This window comes from Paenibacillus sp. TAB_01, from assembly GCF_043945595.1.
Lineage (GTDB): Bacteria > Bacillota > Bacilli > Paenibacillales > NBRC-103111 > Paenibacillus_S.
In genome coordinates, this window is record NZ_JBIFNP010000001.1 from 4,224,536 (window position 1) to 4,241,433 (window position 16,898).

Sequence of the window (16,898 nt, forward strand, 5' to 3'; positions counted from 1 at the left end):
AATTTTGTAGCAAATAAATACATTTTTCGACAAATCTTCTTAAAAAAGAAAGCCAAAGGCGCGTTAGCTCGCCTTCAGCTCCGTTGCTGTGGATCTAAGCATAATTCCGGCATCTTGAAGCATCCATTCGATAAAACAGCCGTATCCGCTGGTCGGATCATTTACGAAAACATGGGTTACGGCTCCTATCACCTTGCCGTTTTGGATGATGGGACTGCCGCTCATTCCCTGAACGATACCTCCCGTTTTATCTAGCAATCTTTGATCCGTTATTTTAATAACCATTCCTTTGGTCGCCGGAAATTCCTGCTTGGCTACATGTACGACTTCAATATCGAATTTCTCCACCTTTTGACCGTTAACGACCGTGTAGATTTGAGCCGGTCACTTCTTTGACCTCTTCCGCAAAAGCTACAGGCAGCGCATCTTTAGTAAAGCTGTGATCCGGCAGCTCCGCCATTTTGCCAAAGATACCAAACGGCGTGTTTTTCTCAATATTGCCTAATACCTTGCTTTCCTTGGAAAACTGAGCGCGTTTCTCGCCCGGTTCCCCATTCTGGCTTTTGGAGATGGATGTTACATTGGAGTGGACGATTTCCCCGGAGCCTACCACAATAGGGGTCTGGGTATCCATATCGGTAATCACATGGCCCAATGCGCCATAGACGCCCTGATCCGGTGCGTAAAAGGTCAGGGTACCAACCCCCGCCGCGGAATCCCGAATATACAAGCCAAGACGATACGCTTTGTCCACTACATCATAGACCGGATAAATTTGAAGATCAATCAGTTCGTTGTTGCGGTTTAAAGTTAGCGTCAGCGGCTTCTTGCTCTCCCCTGCAGCAGCTACAAGCTCAGCTACTTTTGAAATGTCATTCAAAGGCTTGCCGTTAATTTTGACAATCAGATCTCCAAGCTGAATTTTTGCATCCTCGCCCGGGGACGTTTTTTTGTCCTCAGCTACAGAAACAAGATGATGGCCTACCACAAGAACGCCTGCGGATTTCAGCTTGACACCGATCGTTTGACCGCCCGGTATGACTTTCAGGTCGGGGACAACATTGACCTTAACGGTTTTGAGAGGAATGGCGCCGAAGAGCTTTAGCTTCATCTCGGCTTGTCCTGCTTTGTAGGATTCGAGTGAAATCGGATGATGGAGGTCAACTTGAAATGAGTGCCTTGCGGTACCATTGACTTTAAGAATCTCTGGGTCATTCACCGTCACTTGAGCCATGACAGGCATGGAGAGCTGCAGATGAGCCTGCTGTCCGGTAAATAACCGAAGCTCCTCAGGAAAAGAGGCAAAGCTTTGAAAGGGTGTGGATAAGCTGCCTAGACAAACGAAGAAGACGAGCATCAAACCAAGCAGTTTTTTTCTTGGGTTAGAACTCACGTTGTCACGCTCCCTTGCTTCCTTTGCTTAGCGGCAATGCCTTACCGCCGCTTGTGTAATGTTAAGGTAACCCCACACCCTTGCTTTTATAACTGAAAATGATCCCACACTTGACTTATTCCATCCTTGATTTCTTGTTCTCCGCCAAATCGATCATTTCTTTCGCATGCTCTAATGTTTTACCTGTTACTTCAACTCCCCCCAGCATACGAGCCAGCTCGTGGATTCGGCCGTCCATGCTTAAGTCGTCAACATTCGTATAAGTGCGCTCTCCGTCCGTCGATTTATGAATTAAATAATGCGCATCTGCCATACATGCGACCTGCGGCAAGTGAGTGATTGAGAATACTTGGCAGCTTCGCGACAGCCTGGACATTTTCTCCGCAATCGCTTGGGCCGCGCGGCCGCTGACTCCGGTATCCACCTCGTCAAAGACAAGCACCGGAATTTGATCCACCCTTGCAAAAATCGATTTTAACGCCAGCATCACACGGGAAATTTCCCCGCCTGACGCAATCTTGCTTAAGCTTCTTAACGGCTCGCCCGGATTGGCCGAGATGAGGAACTCCACTTGATCGGCGCCCTCAGCCGCAAGCTGCTCTTCATTATAAAGAATCTGAATTTTAAACTGCGTGCGCTCCATATGTAGATCACGAAGCTCGGCAACGATCTCGAAGGCCAGCTTTTCCGCAACAAGCTGACGCTGATCCGATAACCGCTGCGCGCATGCTTTGACTTGTATAAGCGCTTGCTGCTCTTCTTTTTGAAGCTCCTGCAGCTTCTCGTCTTTGTTTTCAATGAGATCGAGCTCATTTTGAACCTTTGCCAAATAACGCAGTATATCCTCAACGGTATCGCCGTATTTTCGCCGTAACGTCTTGATCGTATCCAGCCGCTGCTCAATAAAATCGAGCCGTGACGGATTGAACTCGATTTCGTCGCGATAGTCCCGCACCTGGTAGGCGGCATCCTCCAGCTGGTAGAACGCGCTCTGCGTCTGCTCAACGAGCGGCCCCAGCTTCTCCGGGTCCAGCGCGGCAATATCCTGCAGCTTCTGCATAGCCTTGCCTACCGCATCGAGACCGTTTTTGCTCCCATACAACAAATCGTAGGCATCCGCCGCATTTTGAAATAATTTACCTGCATTGGCTAGCTTGCGCTTTTCTTCCGATAATGATTCATCCTCGCCCTTAATTAATTTGGCGGATAAAATTTCTTCTACCTGAAAACGGTATAAATCCAGCATCCGAAGAGATTGCTTGCTCGCTTCTTCAAGCTCCCTCAGTTTTTTGCGGATTTGCGAATACGCCTCGAAAGCTTCCGTATACTCGCGCTTCGCAGGTCCGATGACCGCATCACCGAACAAATCGAGCCAATGGATATGCTCCTCCACATGAAACAAAGACTGATGCTCATGCTGGCCATGTATATTTACAAGCCAATCCCCAACTTGCTTCAAGCCTGATAAATTGACCAGTTGTCCATTAATCCGGCTCGTACTTTTTCCCTGCGACGTAATTTCACGCCGAATAATAAGGTGCTCCTCATCGTCGCTTTCAATACCAAGGCCGGCTAGCGTCGCCCAAACCGGGTGCTCGGCATGAAAGTGGAACAAGGCTTCAATTGTCGCCTTATCGCTCCCGTACCGAACCAGATCAGCGGAGCTTCGTCCTCCTGCGATCAAGGTCAACGCATCAATAATGATCGATTTCCCCGCGCCGGTTTCACCTGTCAGCACATGAAACCCTTTTCGAAAATGGAGATCTACGGATTCAATGACCGCTAAATTGCGTATAGACATTTCGAGCAGCATAATTATCTCTCCCGTTAACTCAGCATAGACAAAATTTGATTGACCACCGTACCGCTTTGCTCCTTGCTTCGGCAAATGATCAGGATCGTGTCGTCACCGCAAATCGTACCCATAATTTCGGTCCGATTCCAAGCTGTCGATCAAGGCTCCGATCGCGTTGGCTGTCCCCGGCAAACTCTTCATCACTACCAGATTCTCGGTATAATCGATATGCACGAAATGGTCGTTCAGCGCTCTTTTCAATCGATGCAGCGGATTGTAGCGCTGGTCTGCAGGTACTGAATACTTATAACGGCCGTCGTCCAAAGGTACCTTCATCAGGTGAAGCTCTTTGATATCTCTTGAAATCGTCGCCTGCGTTACCGGAAACCCGGCTGCGCGGAGCTGCTCTACCAGCTCGTCTTGGGTTTCGATATCGTTATTCGTAATGATTTCGCGTATTTTGATATGCCTCTGGCCTTTCATGGGTTACCTCCTAAGGGCTTTCTGTAGGAAAGCCTTCTTCGTAAGCACTGCTAAGTTTTACGTGAGTCAAACGCATAGGTGTCGAGAAAGCCATACTAAGTGAGCATGACTGCCAACGCAGGTGGAGTATCTTCTGTAAAAGTTTACACCCGCCTTTGAAATCCGTGAAAATACCTTCAAATCTAATCCGAATTCACGGATTTCAACAGCGGCTGGAGGAAGATAGTCCACCGGAGTATCACGCAAATTCAAATTCAGGGTTCCTTGCCATGCTCCCTGACTTTGCAAGCTTCTGCTAACTCTTGCGCAAATGTTTGTGCTTTTATCTATGTAATGAATCGCTTAACGCTTCCAAATTCATTTCAAACGTGATAACGTTTGCCTTTTGCTCCGCTACATTCAAATAAAGAACGCCCGCCGAATACGGATACAAAAGCTGATATACCAGCAGACGATCCCGCACGGCGCCGCCGGTCATCTCCATCGGCCTGCGGTCCTTCGCCAGCTTGACGACGTAGTATTCTCCGCTCTGTTCCACAACATAATCGACAAACAGCCGGCTTTGCAGGTGCTCCTTATCGTCGATGGAAATTTCGATCGGAATCCGCTGCTTTCCGCGCAAAACCGTGTAGCCCAGCTCCTCCAACAACTCCGTTGCCTCATCCTCAGGCACGTCCTCCGCTGTGGGAGGCTCCGGGAGGGGCGTTTCTTCAACCGTTGCTTTCATTCGGCCTCGGACGTACATAAACAGCCAAGTTCCAAGCACCAATAAAATGAGCAAGATCATAAATCGGTCTCCGCTTTGCATGGAATCTTCACCTCATTGATACTATTCGAGGCTGTCCGAGGATTTCCTTTATTGTTCCAATGCTTGAGTCAGGTCGCCTCTATCCTAAATAACCCCACAAAGTGGGGCTTATGCTTCGAAGCAGACTCAGGTACTTTGCGGGGCCCCGAAAACATATGGAATCTATCATGTTAAAAAAAACTCATCATCCAGATGAGTTTTGCAGCTTTTGGGCGTTGCTGACCGCTTCGCGGATCCATTCATCGACTTGTGCGGGATCGGCAGGAGGCTCCGAGGTGTTGCAGCGGAAATAAGCGAGAAACTCGACATTGCCCTCCCCGCCTTTTATCGGCGAAAAGGTCAGTCCCTTCAACACATAACCGGCTTCCGCGGCAAAGCTTAACGTGGTTTCAAGCACTTCCGTATGTACGGCCGGCTCCCGGATAACTCCTGTCTTAGGAACCTTCTCACGTCCCGCCTCGAACTGCGGCTTGATTAAGGCAACCACTTCCCCTTCTTCAGCCAGCAGGGCTTTCAGCGGAGGAAGAATTAATTTCAATGAAATAAATGAAACGTCTATCGAAGCAAAGGTCGGAACCGGGCACCTTCAAATCCCCTGGCTGCATAAAGCGGAAGTTGGTCCGTTCCATCACGTGCACCCGCTCGTCATTGCGCAGCGACCAGTCCAGTTGATTGTAGCCGACGTCGATAGCATACACGTAGACCGCGCCGTTCTGCAGCGCGCAATCCGTGAAGCCTCCCGTAGACGCTCCGATATCGAGCATAGTAACTCCGTCAACGCGGATGTCGAACTGCTTCAGAGCTTTTTCAAGCTTTAAGCCGCCGCGGCTCACGTAAGGGTGAATCGCTCCCTTAACAATAATTTTGGAGGATCTGGGGATTTTCGTACCGGCTTTGTCGACCGGCTCATCGTCCACCAGTACAAGCCCTGCCATAATAGAGGCTTTGGCCTTTTCCCGGGATTCAAAAAAACCTTGATCCACCAGCAATACATCCAGTCTTTCTTTATCTGATGCCATTCGTTTGCCGCTCCTGCCTGCAGTCCATAAGCTTAGCTTACTCACCGCTCTTTCATTCTAATCATTTATGCGCGCTGCCGTTTGCGCGGAACGAGAGTCTGAACCTCGGATACGAGACGCTCCACCGTCAAACCGACTTCGCGGCGCTGCTCCGGAACCGAACCATGCTCTACGAAATAATCCGGTATTCCGATAATTTTAATATGCAGACCGAATATATCCTGAGTCGAATAATATTCAAGCACTCCGGCGCCGAAACCGCCCAATTGAGTGCCTTCCTCCAGTGTAATGATAGGCAAACGTTCACTGCCAAGCTGGTTCAGCATAGCTTCATCCATCGGCTTAATAAAGCGGGCGTTAACGACACGCAGCTGCACGCCTTCCTTAGCCAGCGTCTCGGCCGCTTCCATCGCTATAGGAACCATTGCGACCGACTGCAAGGACAACAGCGCTGTCCCCGGGTCTCACTACTTCCCAAGAACCGATAGGAATGCATTTCATCGGCTCATCCATCGGAACACCCTGACCTGCAATCCGCGGATACCGGACTGCGATCGGTCCTCATTATATTCTATTGCCGTCTTCATCATATGACGAAGCTCGTTTTCATCCTTAGGCATCATCAAAGTCATGTTCGGGATACTGCGCAAATAAGCGGTATCATATACCCCTTGATGGGTTTCTCCATCCGGACCGACAAAGCCTGCCCGGTCAATCGCAAAGATGACGTTTAAGTTAGCTCTGCAAATGTCGTGCACCACTTGGTCGTACGCACGCTGCAAGAAGGTTGAATAAACGGCATACACCGGTTTGATCCCCTCGCTTGCAAGCCCTGCGCACAGCGTTGCCGCATGCTGCTCCGCAATGCCGACATCGATCATCCGTTCGGGGAACAGCTTGGCGAATTTAAGCAGCCCCGACCCGCCGGGCATAGCCGGAGTAACGGCCACTATGCGCGGATTCTGCTCTGCCAGCTCGATCAGCGCGCTGCTGAATACGTCGGTATACATAGGGGGTCCGGCGGACTTCACCATTTGACCCGACTCAATTTTGTACGGGCTTGCGCCATGCCACGCAAAAGAATCCTTCTCCGCTGGAGTGTAGCCTTTCCCCTTCAGCGTAAGGATGTGCACCAGAACAGGTCCTTCGACTTTCTCCGCTTGCTTCAGCGTTTCGAGCAGAAGCGGCAGATTGTTGCCGTCAATCGGGCCCAAATAAGTAAATCCAAGTTCTTCAAAAATCACGCCGGATACCAGCAAATATTTCAGGCTGTCCTTGAGCTTTTCCATCGTTTTGGCCAGCGTACCGCCGATTGCCGGTATTTTCTTGAGCAGATGCTCGACTTCTTCTTTGGCTCTTACATAATGCTTGTCGGAACGGATTTTGCCGAGATAGTTATGCATCGCGCCTACATTCGGAGCAATGGACATCTCGTTATCGTTCAGGATCACCATTAAATTTTTCTTCTCGTGACCGATATGATTCAGCGCTTCGAAGGCCATACCGCCGGTTAAGGCGCCATCGCCGATGATCGCTACTACGCGGTTATGCTCGCCTTTGAAGTCGCGTGCCATCGCCATCCCCATCGCTGCCGATAAGGATGTGCTGCTGTGGCCGGCTTCCCAGACGTCATGCTCGCTCTCCGAGCGTTTGACAAAACCGCACAAGCCTTTATATTTACGCAGCGTGTCAAACTTATCCATGCGTCCGGTAAACATTTTGTGCACATACGATTGATGCCCCACGTCAAAAATAAATTTGTCATACGGGCTGTTAAAAAGATAGTGCAGCGCAATGGTAAGCTCAACGACGCCAAGGTTAGACGAGAGGTGTCCGCCGGTGTTCGAAAGCTTTTCAACAAGAAACTGTCTGGTCTCTGCGGCCAGTTGCTCTAGTTGCTCTATCGACAGACGTTTCAAGTCTTCAGGCTGATTGATTTGTTCGAGCAGCACGTTTGTTCCCCCGCTTTCCTTGATTGTTTTTTTTCTTTTTCGGATTGAACCATTTGACCCCTAATCGTTCCTGCAGAAATTGAAATACTTTGCCTATAAAAAGGACGATGTCCGTTGCATAATGGAGGGCAAACGATTTGCCCATGGCTTTGCCGCCCACCGTTAATGCCGAAACCGTCGCGGTAAAAACAACGCTGACTACCGTGCGCAGCAGGTCGCTGTCCGCGCCGATCCCGCTCATCAGCTTGATGACGACCAGCGTACAGGCTGCGCCGCTGATGACGCCGGAAATATCGCCGATCACATCGTTGCAAAAATTCGAAAACCTGTCGGCATTGCGTACAATCTGGATCGCTTGACGCGAGCCCTTGACCCGCTCCGAGGCCATCGCATGAAACGGCGTTTCATTGGCCGCGGCTGCCGCCAAACCCAGAATATCGAAGAAAATTCCGTTACAGATCAGAAATATAACAATCAACATGCCGATGCCCCAAGGAAAGCCTTCAAGCACCGTCGTGGATGTTACCGTAAAAATACAGGCCATTGTAAAAGTGACCAGAGATATAAAAATACTCCATCGGATGGAGTGAATGAGCGAAAATTTCATCTTTAATCAGACTCTCCTATACGGGTAAGTCATCGCAAGTAATATGGAGTGGTAACTTCTTGAGTAAACGCTGTGGCTTAGGTCCAGTAGGTTTTCCCAAGCGGCGCTCCTCCCCGTCGCCGGGAAGGCGGTTTCCCTTTATGTCCGCCTTGACGCCGTCACCGGCCGTCAGACTAGATTACCACTTAGTCCACACTATAATCCCCAAGAAGTTTCACCACGAAGCGAACAGTCTAGGAGTTTTCCTCGACAGCCTTGAAACCACTCTTTAGCCTCTTTTGCAAGCCAGATTTCATACAGCAACCGGCGCCGGCATTCTTGGCCGAGAATACAGGCTCCTCTATTCTGTAATCCCCTCTGACTCACTCAAGGCAGGCTACGCTGCACGCAGGTCATTTTAGCACGATCAAGCCTCTGAACGGCCATCCCATACAGGTGAGACCCACACTTGCAGGTTCATACCCCAAGCCGTACCCTTCCGCACGAGGACGGATCAGACCACGCACTTGGGCCTCCGCGGAAGGAGGGTCAACGCCCGCATGCCATTGCGGATCGCCCTCCAACCTTAACTCCCAGCATCAGCCCCCAACTGGGCGTTAGAAGCCAACACCAGGAACTTCATCGATGTGCCCTTTGGCGAATTTTTAGGCCCGCCCTCAAGAATGGTAGACTGACTAGAATACTGCACCACCCGCAAAATACTTGAACCCATTATAGCATAGAGGTCAAGATGTGCTCAAATGGAACATGATACAAAGTTCACACTGCTTGTCAATGGTCCCGCTGGGTCAAATAATCCGCCAGCTCCAACAGGCGCTCCGGCTGCGGGAAGCCCGCCTGGATAATCGCCTGCTTTCCCTGCTCCGTCAGCTGGGCTACCTTGTCCTTGGAGGCCTCCACGCCGACAAAGTACGGGTAAGTTACCTTTTTCTGCTTCTCGTCGCTTTTTACCGGCTTGCCCAGTTTCTGCTCGTCGCCGATCAGGTCCAGAATATCGTCTTGAATCTGGAAGGCCAGTCCGATATGCTGCCCGAATTTTTCCAGCGCCTGCAGCTGTTTGGGAGTTGCCCCGGCCAGATGGCCGCCTGCTTTAAGCGAGAAGACAATCAAATCGCTTGTTTTATGTAAATGGATGTACTCCAGCTGCTCCAGTCCGGTAATGCCCTGCTCGCCCAGCATGTCGGCCGCTTGTCCGCCCACCATGCCCGGCGCCCCGGACAGCTTCGACAGATCTTCGATAATCTCGACGATTTGCTCCGCCGGCACATCGTACGCTCGATACGACTGGACGATCGAATAGAATGCATGCGTCAGCAGCGCATCCCCGGCAAGAATGGCCATCGCTTCGCCGTATACCTTATGGTTCGTCAGCTTTCCTCTTCTGTAATCATCGTTATCCATCGCAGGCAGATCGTCATGGATCAATGAATACGTGTGTATCATCTCAACCGCACAGGCCACCGGAAGGGCAGCCTCTGTGCTCCCCTTCAACGCCTCTACGGTCGCAAGCACCAGAATCGGACGGAGGCGCTTGCCGCCCGCCATCAGCGAATACATCATCGATTCCCGCAAGGAATCGGGAATGTTCCATATGCCCGGCAGCGACTCCAACAGCTCCGCTTCAATCAATGCCGCCTTTTGTTCCAAATAAGGCTTTAAACTGCTTGCCACGCTCATCTGCTTTCACCTTTCTCGTCGGCCGACGGGTTAAACGGCTTTTTGACCAGCCCGCCTTCCTGCTCCATCAAAATCTCGATTTTGCGTTCTACCTGCTCGAGCTTTTGACCGCACAGCTGAGAAAGCTTCATTCCTTCTTGAAAAAGCTCAATGGCCTGCTCCAAGGGAACGTCCCCGCTTTCCAGCAGCGCTACGATCTGCTCCAGCTTATCCATCGCCTGCTCGAAGCTAGGCGTCGTTTCCTGATTTGTCATTTCGTTTCTCCTCCATTGACCACACATGACAATCCACGCGTCCGTCCATCAGCCTAAGCCTCAGCATATCCCCGAGCTGCACCTGGTCGATGGACTTAATCAACTGCTTCTCCTGCTCGTCGTAGACTAAGCTGTATCCTCTTTGCATGACCTTCAACGGACTGAGCGCATCAAGCTGCCGCATTATCGCGACCAACTGCTGACTCTTCTGCTTCTTGGTCTGCTGCATTGCCTGCTGGAGCTGCCTCTCAACCGAGCTGAGCCGCTTGCGGGCATAAATCGCTTGCTCCGTAGGATTAAATACGGACAGCTTCCTGTCCAGTTTCATCCGCCGCTCATGCAGCTTGGTAAGCCTGCTGCGCATTTTGTACACCAGCTGCTCCCGCGTCCCGGTCCAGCCGTTCGGCCGCCTGCATGATCAGCTGGCGGCGGGGATTGACCAGCACCTGGGAACGCGCAGCTCTCCGAAGCCGTTCCCGGCTCACCGCCACCTGGTTGTTCAAGCCGCTGTACAGCTGCTGTCGCAAGTAGGCGAGCTGCTGCTTCAGCTCCATATGGTGCGGCACGGCCAGCTCGGCCGCGGCGGTCGGTGTCGCCGCCCGCAAATCCGCCACGAAGTCGGCGATCGTAAAATCGGTCTCGTGACCAACCGCCGAAATGACCGGGATGATCGAAGCGTGAATGGCACGGGCCACTTCCTCTTCGTTAAACGCCCACAGCTCTTCGAGAGAGCCGCCGCCCCGGCCGACGATCAGCACGTCGACTTCATTCAGATTGTTCATCGCCTCGATAGCTTTAATAATCGACGGTCCCGCCTGTGTCCCCTGCACCAATACCGGGTACAGCAGTACCGGCACGTTGGGGTGCCGGCGCTGCAGCGTAATCATGATATCGCGCACGGCTGCTCCCGTAGGCGAGGTAATAACGCCGATCGCCTTGGGAAACCGCGGAATAGGCCGCTTCGTCGCAACGGAGAACAGTCCTTCGGCTTCCAGCTTTTTCTTAAGCTGCTCGAACGCCAAATACAAGCTCCCGATGCCGTCAGGCTGCATCTGGGTCACATAAAATTGATATTGGCCGTCCCGCTCGTAGACGGAGACATTGCCGCAGGCAATGACCTTGGCGCCCTCCTTCGGTATAAAAGGGAGCCTTTGGTTATAAGACGCGAACATAATGCTCTTTAACCGGCTGTCCGCATCCTTCAGCGTGAAATACATATGTCCGCTGGAATGGTGGGTAAAATTCGAAATTTCGCCCCGTACCCACACGTCCTGAAGACGATCGTCACTCTCCAGACGCATCTTGATGTACCTGTTGAGATCCTTGATCGAAATAACCCGTTTATCCTTCATAGACGCTGCCGACCTAGACGTTGACTTGCGACTGCGCTGCGGTACGTTTAGCCGCTTCCAGCGTGTTGCGCAGCAAAATCGTAATGGTCATCGGACCTACGCATCCAGGTACCGGCGTGATATAGCTTGCCGTATCGAGCACATCGTCGAAGTCGACGTCGCCGGCAAGTTTCCCCGTATCCAGCCGGTTAATGCCTACATCGATGACAACCGCTCCCGGCTTCACATGCTCTTTTTTAATCATTTTGGCTTTCCCTACCGCAGCGACCAAAATGTCCGCCTGGCTCGTAATTTCCGCCATGTTCGGCGTCTTGGAGTGAACGACCGTTACCGTCGCGTTCTCTCTAAGCAGAAGAATCGCCATCGGCTTGCCTACAATATTGCTGCGGCCGATGACAACGGCATGCTTGCCGGCGATGTCATAGCCGATTTTCTTTAAAATAGCGATAACACCAGCCGGTGTACAAGGGGCCGGAACTTTCTTTTCCGATCATCAAATTGCCCACATTGACCGGATGAAAGCAGTCCGCATCTTTATGTACCGAGATCGCCTCGACCACTTTTTCCTCGGAAATATGCTTAGGCAGCGGAGACTGCACGAGAATGCCGTGAATCTTCGGATCGTTGTTCAGGCGCTCAATCAGAGCAAGCACGTCCGCTTCGGGCGTAGCTTCCTCCAGCTTATGAACCTCCGAGTAAATGCCCGCTTCCTCACAGGCCTTGGCTTTGTTGCGAACATATACATGAGAAGCTGGATCATCGCCGACAATAATAATGGCCAGTCCCGGCTGGAGACCCTGCTGGGTCAATTGAGCCACTTCCTCTTTAATCTGTGTGCGGTATGCGCTGACGATTTCTTTTCCATTAATGACTTGTGCTGGCATGAGATGCTCCCCTTCCATTCATTATAAAGCGCTAGCTTTTGGATTTGATCGATTCAAGCTCCCGGATCATTTTTCCGAGTACCCCGTTGACAAACTTGCCGGATTCATCCGTTCCGAAATGCTTGGCCAGCTCAATGGCTTCATTGACGACAACCTTGGGCGGCACATCGTCGCTAAATACCATTTCAAAGGTAGCCAGTCGCAAAATTTCACGATCAACCCGGGACAGCCTGTCCATTTTGTAGCCCTTCAAATAATCCGTCAGCAGGCCGTCGATCTGCTGCTTGTGCTCTACCGTCCCCTGCACCAGCTCGGCAATCTCCTGCGGCACGATTTTGTCCTGACTCTTGGTCAGCTGCCCCTCATCGTCGTTCTGCGCTTCCTCTACGACATGAGCGATTGCTTCCGTCATGCTTACTTCATTCATTTCCATCTGGTACAGGCTTTGGAGCGCCAGCTCCCTTGCCAATCTGCGTCTCATTTACGAATGATCCTCCTTCAATTTACATGTCGTTAAGCCTTATGCCTCGATAACTCATACTAAACAAAAAAATCCTTGGAAACAACCAGGGATTTTCATCTAAACAATCTCCATTTGTCCATGAGCAAACGCCAAATCTCCAGGATCGGAAACGCCGGCTCTCCCCGGTCTACCCGTCTCCCTATGTAATAACCAGTATATACGATTAAAACAAAGATTAACAAATGCCACAGACCGAAAAACAAATAGATGATGCCTAACAGGAAGCCCGCTATAACGCCAGCCGTCTTCCCCCGGTGATGCTCCCACAGCCATTCCCACAGTTGTTTCCACATGGCGGCCTTCACCTCTATTCCACCCTACTCTTAAACGTGGGGGATGATTGTTGAATATTAGCCACGAATACAGTCACAACGGCAACCGGAATGCCCGTAATTTCCTCGATATGGGCCTTCACGCCGGATTGCATCTCCTCAGTCAGCTGAGGAATGGAGCTTTCTCCGTCTACGATGGCACGAATAATAATTTCCAGACCGGCTTGACTCACTTTCACGCGCGCTTTCAAATCTTGAACGCCCCGTGTACGGCGGGCAGCCTTCAAGGATAAATTCTCAACCGTATCCATTGAAATCCGGATATCGCCGTAGTCCGTCCGCTGATCGATCGAAGGTACGTTCGCCTTGCTTCTGCGGAAGGAAACATACAGGAAACGAATACTGATCAGAGCCATAATAACAGTCAATGCGATAAAGATCAGCGCCGTATTCATATCATAGTATACGTTATGGGCAAAGCCCGCCAGACTCTCATAAGAGATCCATCCGAATGCACAGAACAACAGGACGCAGCATGCAACCAGAACAGCCAGGCTGAATACAAATAAAAGCAACTTATCGATAACTCTAACCACAATCCGGACTCCTTCCAAATGAGAGGAAACCCCCTTACAGCCAGCCGAAGGGGGTTTGCCAAGTTTCTATTAACGTGTTCTACTTGACTCGATTAGGCGCTACCTCGATCTCTTCCACCTTGTCCGATCCCTTGAAAATTACATCATGGATATGCACATTGACCTGAACTACGCTTAATCCGGTCATGGATTCAATCGCATGCTTTACATTTTGCTGTACGCCGGCAGCAACCTCGGGAATACGGGTACCGAATTCAATTACGATGGACACATCAATTGCCGCTTCCTTTTGCCCGACGTCCACTTTCACGCCCTTGGACAAATTTTTGCGTCCCAGCAGCTCGGCGATTCCGCCGGCAAATCCTCCGCTCATCCCTGCAACGCCTGGAACTTCAATTGTAGCCATCCCTGCAATGATTTCGATAACCTCAGGGGCAATTTGAATCGTCCCCATCTCGGTTCTTTCATAATCGGCTGCAACGATCGTCATAAACGGATCCTCCTTGGAAGTTTTGTGCGAATCAAGCACTGTTACCTGCTTCTCTCTATGCATATGCGCATTTTCACAAAACTTGTCTTATCGTCTACTATACCATTTTCCAAAAAATATGACAAACGACGAATTACGAATTCGGATCGTCTACATCATGCTCTTCCAGGAATTTAATGTCAAAATCGCCGGCGATAAATTTCTTATGCTCCATCAGCTTCAAGTGAAACGGGATGGTCGAATGAATGCCTTCGATCGTGAACTCCGATAAAGCCCGCTTCATCCGCTGGATCGCATCGTCGCGGTCCTTGCCCCACACAATCAGCTTCGCAATCATGGAATCATAATGCGGCGAGATCGTATATCCCGGGTAAGCGGCGCTGTCGACACGAACACCGAAGCCGCCCGGCGGCAGGTAAAACTGGATTTGTCCGGCCGACGGCATAAAGTTACGAGTCGAATCTTCCGCGTTGACGCGGCATTCGATCGCCCAGCCGTTGATCTGCACGTCTTCCTGCGAGAAAGAAAGCGGCTCTCCTTCGGCAACACGGATCATTTCCTTGATAATATCGATACCGGTAATCAGCTCGGTCACCGGATGCTCTACCTGGATACGCGTATTCATTTCCATGAAATAGAACTGTCCGTCGTTGCCGAGCAGGAACTCAAGCGTCCCGGCTCCCGAATAATTAACGGCTTGGGCCGCGCGGACTGCCGCTTCTCCCATACGGTCCCGGATATCCGGCGTAAGGGTGGAGCAAGGCGCTTCTTCGACCAGCTTTTGGCGTCTGCGCTGTACCGAGCAGTCGCGTTCGCCCAAATGAACTACATTGCCGTGCTTATCGGCCAATATTTGAATTTCGACGTGCTTCATGCCCGTCAAATATTTTTCCAGGTAAACGCCCGCATTGCCGAACGCCTTCTGCGCTTCCTGCTGGGCGGTCGTGATCTGCTGAATGAGCATCTCCTCATCTTCCGCGATCCGGATCCCTTTGCCGCCGCCGCCTGCGGTAGCTTTGATAATGACAGGATAACCGATTTCGCGTCCGAGCCGGATCGCTTCGTCCATATCTTCTACAAGCCCGTCGGAGCCCGGAATGACAGGAACGCCCGCATCCTTCATCGTTTGCTTAGCCACGGATTTATCGCCCATACGGCTGATCGCATCGGGCGAAGGCCCGATAAACGTAACGTTGCAGCTTTCGCAGATCTCTGCGAAATCGGCATTCTCGGCCAGAAATCCGTAGCCCGGATGAATCGCATCCGTATCGGTCAAGGTCGCGACGCTCATGATGTTGGTTAAATTCAAGTAGCTGTCCTTGGACAGCGTAGGTCCGATGCAATAAGCCTCGTCCGCAAGTCTGACGTGCAGAGCTTCCCGGTTCGGCTTCGGAATAGACGGCTACCGTGGAAATGCCCATTTCACGGCAGGCCCGGATGATGCGCACGGCGATCTCACCGCGGTTGGCTATGAGTACTTTTTGAAACTTCAATGGGTTCTCCTCCTACGAGTTTTGCTGGAAGCAAAGCTTTCTTCGTAAGCGTTACTCTGAGTTTGGCTATAAGCAAAACTGGCTTCGTAAGCATTCTGCTGAGCTTTGCTGTAAAGCAAAGCTTTCTTCGTAAGCTTTCTTCTTACTCCGGTCTTACCAGGAATAAAGGCTGGCCGTATTCAACCAGCTGGCCGTTCTCCACAAGGACCTCTACAATTTCGCCCTTGATTTCGGCTTCGATCTCATTCATCAATTTCATCGCTTCAATAATGCAGACGACGGACTTCTCTTTCACCTTGCTGCCCTTCGAAACGAAAGACGCCGCGCCTGGAGACGGGGATTCATAGAACGTTCCGACCATCGGAGAAGCGATCGTATGTAGATTGCTGTCCACCGCCGGCTGTCTTTCCGCCGGAGCCGACGAAGTGCTGACCGTCGAGGCAGCTTGTACAACCGGAGCAGCTGCCGCTTGCGTGTAAGTAGGCTGAGCCGGTACAGACGTCACGACAACGGATTCCGTTTTATTAGGTTTACGAATGAAAAGGCGGGAGCCTTCATTTTGAATTTCCAACTCTTGGAGAGAGGTCTCATCGATCAATTTGATCAATTCTTTAATTTCGCTTAGTTTAAACACTAGATTCACTCCTTCAACGATGGTGAAACAACGACGTTGTTATTATAACACAAAGTAGTTCTAAAGGAAGAGTTTCTTCTTCCAATGTGAAAAAGCTTGTTTTTACAGGATAGCTGCCCCTTTAACTTTCAACCAAAGCGCATTCATAGGAGAACTCTGCGTTCTTCCGGACCGCACACTATTAAGTAATAAAGAAACCCCCGCACACCTGTCTGACAAGGAACACGGGGACTTCGTCCGATTGGGCTCCTCCGCATGGCTACACCACATTCGAGCTGGAACCGTCTATCAAATCCGGATCTATGGTATTGGTACTGCTTGCCTGGTTGTTCGATACGGCTCCGAAGGCATCCCCTGGAGAAAACGCGGCAGCTCCGCCGTAGTTCTTGGAGGAACTGGACAGGGTAATACTCGCCGTGTCGCCAATTTGAACATTAGACCCTTGGCTGACGCTGTTTATTTTAATATTACCGACAATTGAAGGCATAGGCATACCTCTTCCACTTCCACTGAATTAACGTTCACCATACATTGTATGGGGTTTACGCCCAAATGCCACCGGATTAACAAAAAGAGCCCGGCCTCAGCGAGGCCACTGAAAAAGTTAACCAAGAGCAAGCACTCATTTTCTTGAGGAGCTTGCTCCTTTTTTGCTTTATAATAGAG

General features: G+C 50.9%; 11 protein-coding genes and 7 pseudogenes. All 18 read right to left on the minus strand.

The window, feature by feature from the left end; all coding sequences use genetic code 11:
• Positions 1-63: 63 nt before the first annotated feature.
• Positions 64-1,357, minus strand: a pseudogene (gene spoIVB, locus ACHHV8_RS20565) (SpoIVB peptidase).
• A 151-nt stretch (positions 1,358-1,508) separates the two neighbouring features.
• A complete protein-coding gene (gene recN / locus ACHHV8_RS20570) occupies positions 1,509-3,206 on the minus strand; it encodes a DNA repair protein RecN (RefSeq protein WP_395161108.1) in 1,698 nt (565 codons plus the stop codon).
• Positions 3,207-3,220: 14 nt separating this feature from the next.
• Positions 3,221-3,671 (minus strand): annotated as a pseudogene (gene ahrC, locus ACHHV8_RS20575) (transcriptional regulator AhrC/ArgR).
• Positions 3,672-3,993: 322 nt separating this feature from the next.
• Positions 3,994-4,458: a hypothetical protein gene (locus ACHHV8_RS20580; protein WP_395161110.1), complete on the minus strand. Its 465-nt coding sequence runs from the start codon at positions 4,456-4,458 to the stop codon at positions 3,994-3,996.
• A gap of 205 nt (positions 4,459-4,663) precedes the next feature.
• Positions 4,664-5,498 (minus strand): annotated as a pseudogene (locus ACHHV8_RS20585) (TlyA family RNA methyltransferase).
• A gap of 65 nt (positions 5,499-5,563) precedes the next feature.
• Positions 5,564-7,450, minus strand: a pseudogene (gene dxs / locus ACHHV8_RS20590) (1-deoxy-D-xylulose-5-phosphate synthase).
• Positions 7,422-8,057, minus strand: a complete 636-nt coding sequence (locus ACHHV8_RS20595; RefSeq protein ID WP_395161112.1) for a hypothetical protein — start codon at positions 8,055-8,057, stop codon at positions 7,422-7,424. The pseudogene dxs and the gene ACHHV8_RS20595 overlap by 29 nt, the downstream one beginning before the upstream one ends.
• 771 nt (positions 8,058-8,828) lie before the next feature.
• The gene (locus ACHHV8_RS20600) at positions 8,829-9,734 is read right to left on the minus strand and encodes a polyprenyl synthetase family protein (RefSeq protein ID WP_395161114.1); all 906 of its coding nucleotides are present in this window, start codon (positions 9,732-9,734) and stop codon (positions 8,829-8,831) included.
• A complete protein-coding gene (gene xseB / locus ACHHV8_RS20605; RefSeq protein ID WP_395161116.1) occupies positions 9,731-9,988 on the minus strand; it encodes an exodeoxyribonuclease VII small subunit in 258 nt (85 codons plus the stop codon). Before xseB ends, ACHHV8_RS20600 begins: the two co-directional genes overlap by 4 nt.
• Positions 9,963-11,340: pseudogene (xseA, locus tag ACHHV8_RS20610) on the minus strand (exodeoxyribonuclease VII large subunit). The gene xseB and the pseudogene xseA overlap by 26 nt, the downstream one beginning before the upstream one ends.
• Before the next feature lie 13 nt (positions 11,341-11,353).
• Positions 11,354-12,224 (minus strand): annotated as a pseudogene (folD, locus tag ACHHV8_RS20615) (bifunctional methylenetetrahydrofolate dehydrogenase/methenyltetrahydrofolate cyclohydrolase FolD).
• A 31-nt stretch (positions 12,225-12,255) separates the two neighbouring features.
• Positions 12,256-12,705: a transcription antitermination factor NusB gene (nusB, locus tag ACHHV8_RS20620; protein WP_395161118.1), complete on the minus strand. Its 450-nt coding sequence runs from the start codon at positions 12,703-12,705 to the stop codon at positions 12,256-12,258.
• Between the two features lie 95 nt (positions 12,706-12,800).
• Complete coding sequence (locus tag ACHHV8_RS20625) at positions 12,801-13,040, minus strand: DUF2273 domain-containing protein (RefSeq protein ID WP_395161120.1); 240 nt, start codon at positions 13,038-13,040, stop codon at positions 12,801-12,803.
• A 14-nt stretch (positions 13,041-13,054) separates the two neighbouring features.
• Positions 13,055-13,615: an alkaline shock response membrane anchor protein AmaP gene (gene amaP, locus ACHHV8_RS20630; RefSeq protein WP_395161122.1), complete on the minus strand. Its 561-nt coding sequence runs from the start codon at positions 13,613-13,615 to the stop codon at positions 13,055-13,057.
• A gap of 79 nt (positions 13,616-13,694) precedes the next feature.
• Positions 13,695-14,105: an Asp23/Gls24 family envelope stress response protein gene (locus tag ACHHV8_RS20635; RefSeq protein WP_395161124.1), complete on the minus strand. Its 411-nt coding sequence runs from the start codon at positions 14,103-14,105 to the stop codon at positions 13,695-13,697.
• A gap of 133 nt (positions 14,106-14,238) precedes the next feature.
• Positions 14,239-15,598, minus strand: a pseudogene (gene accC / locus ACHHV8_RS20640) (acetyl-CoA carboxylase biotin carboxylase subunit).
• A gap of 142 nt (positions 15,599-15,740) precedes the next feature.
• The gene (gene accB / locus ACHHV8_RS20645) at positions 15,741-16,232 is read right to left on the minus strand and encodes an acetyl-CoA carboxylase biotin carboxyl carrier protein (RefSeq protein WP_395161126.1); all 492 of its coding nucleotides are present in this window, start codon (positions 16,230-16,232) and stop codon (positions 15,741-15,743) included.
• Between the two features lie 259 nt (positions 16,233-16,491).
• Positions 16,492-16,719 carry a spore germination protein gene (locus ACHHV8_RS20650; protein WP_395161131.1) on the minus strand — a complete coding sequence of 76 codons (228 nt, stop codon included), beginning with the start codon at positions 16,717-16,719 and terminating at the stop codon, positions 16,492-16,494.
• Positions 16,720-16,898 lie beyond the last annotated feature (179 nt).

Coding starts and splice junctions, on each gene's coding strand:
- recN (WP_395161108.1), bottom strand. CDS start 3,206: ATGCTGCTCGAAATGTCTATACGCAATTTAGCGGTCATTGAATCCGTA.
- ACHHV8_RS20580 (WP_395161110.1), bottom strand. CDS start 4,458: ATGATCTTGCTCATTTTATTGGTGCTTGGAACTTGGCTGTTTATGTAC.
- ACHHV8_RS20595 (WP_395161112.1), bottom strand. CDS start 8,057: ATGAAATTTTCGCTCATTCACTCCATCCGATGGAGTATTTTTATATCT.
- ACHHV8_RS20600 (WP_395161114.1), bottom strand. CDS start 9,734: ATGAGCGTGGCAAGCAGTTTAAAGCCTTATTTGGAACAAAAGGCGGCA.
- xseB (WP_395161116.1), bottom strand. CDS start 9,988: ATGACAAATCAGGAAACGACGCCTAGCTTCGAGCAGGCGATGGATAAG.
- nusB (WP_395161118.1), bottom strand. CDS start 12,705: ATGAGACGCAGATTGGCAAGGGAGCTGGCGCTCCAAAGCCTGTACCAG.
- ACHHV8_RS20625 (WP_395161120.1), bottom strand. CDS start 13,040: ATGTGGAAACAACTGTGGGAATGGCTGTGGGAGCATCACCGGGGGAAG.
- ACHHV8_RS20635 (WP_395161124.1), bottom strand. CDS start 14,105: ATGACGATCGTTGCAGCCGATTATGAAAGAACCGAGATGGGGACGATT.
- ACHHV8_RS20650 (WP_395161131.1), bottom strand. CDS start 16,719: ATGCCTTCAATTGTCGGTAATATTAAAATAAACAGCGTCAGCCAAGGG.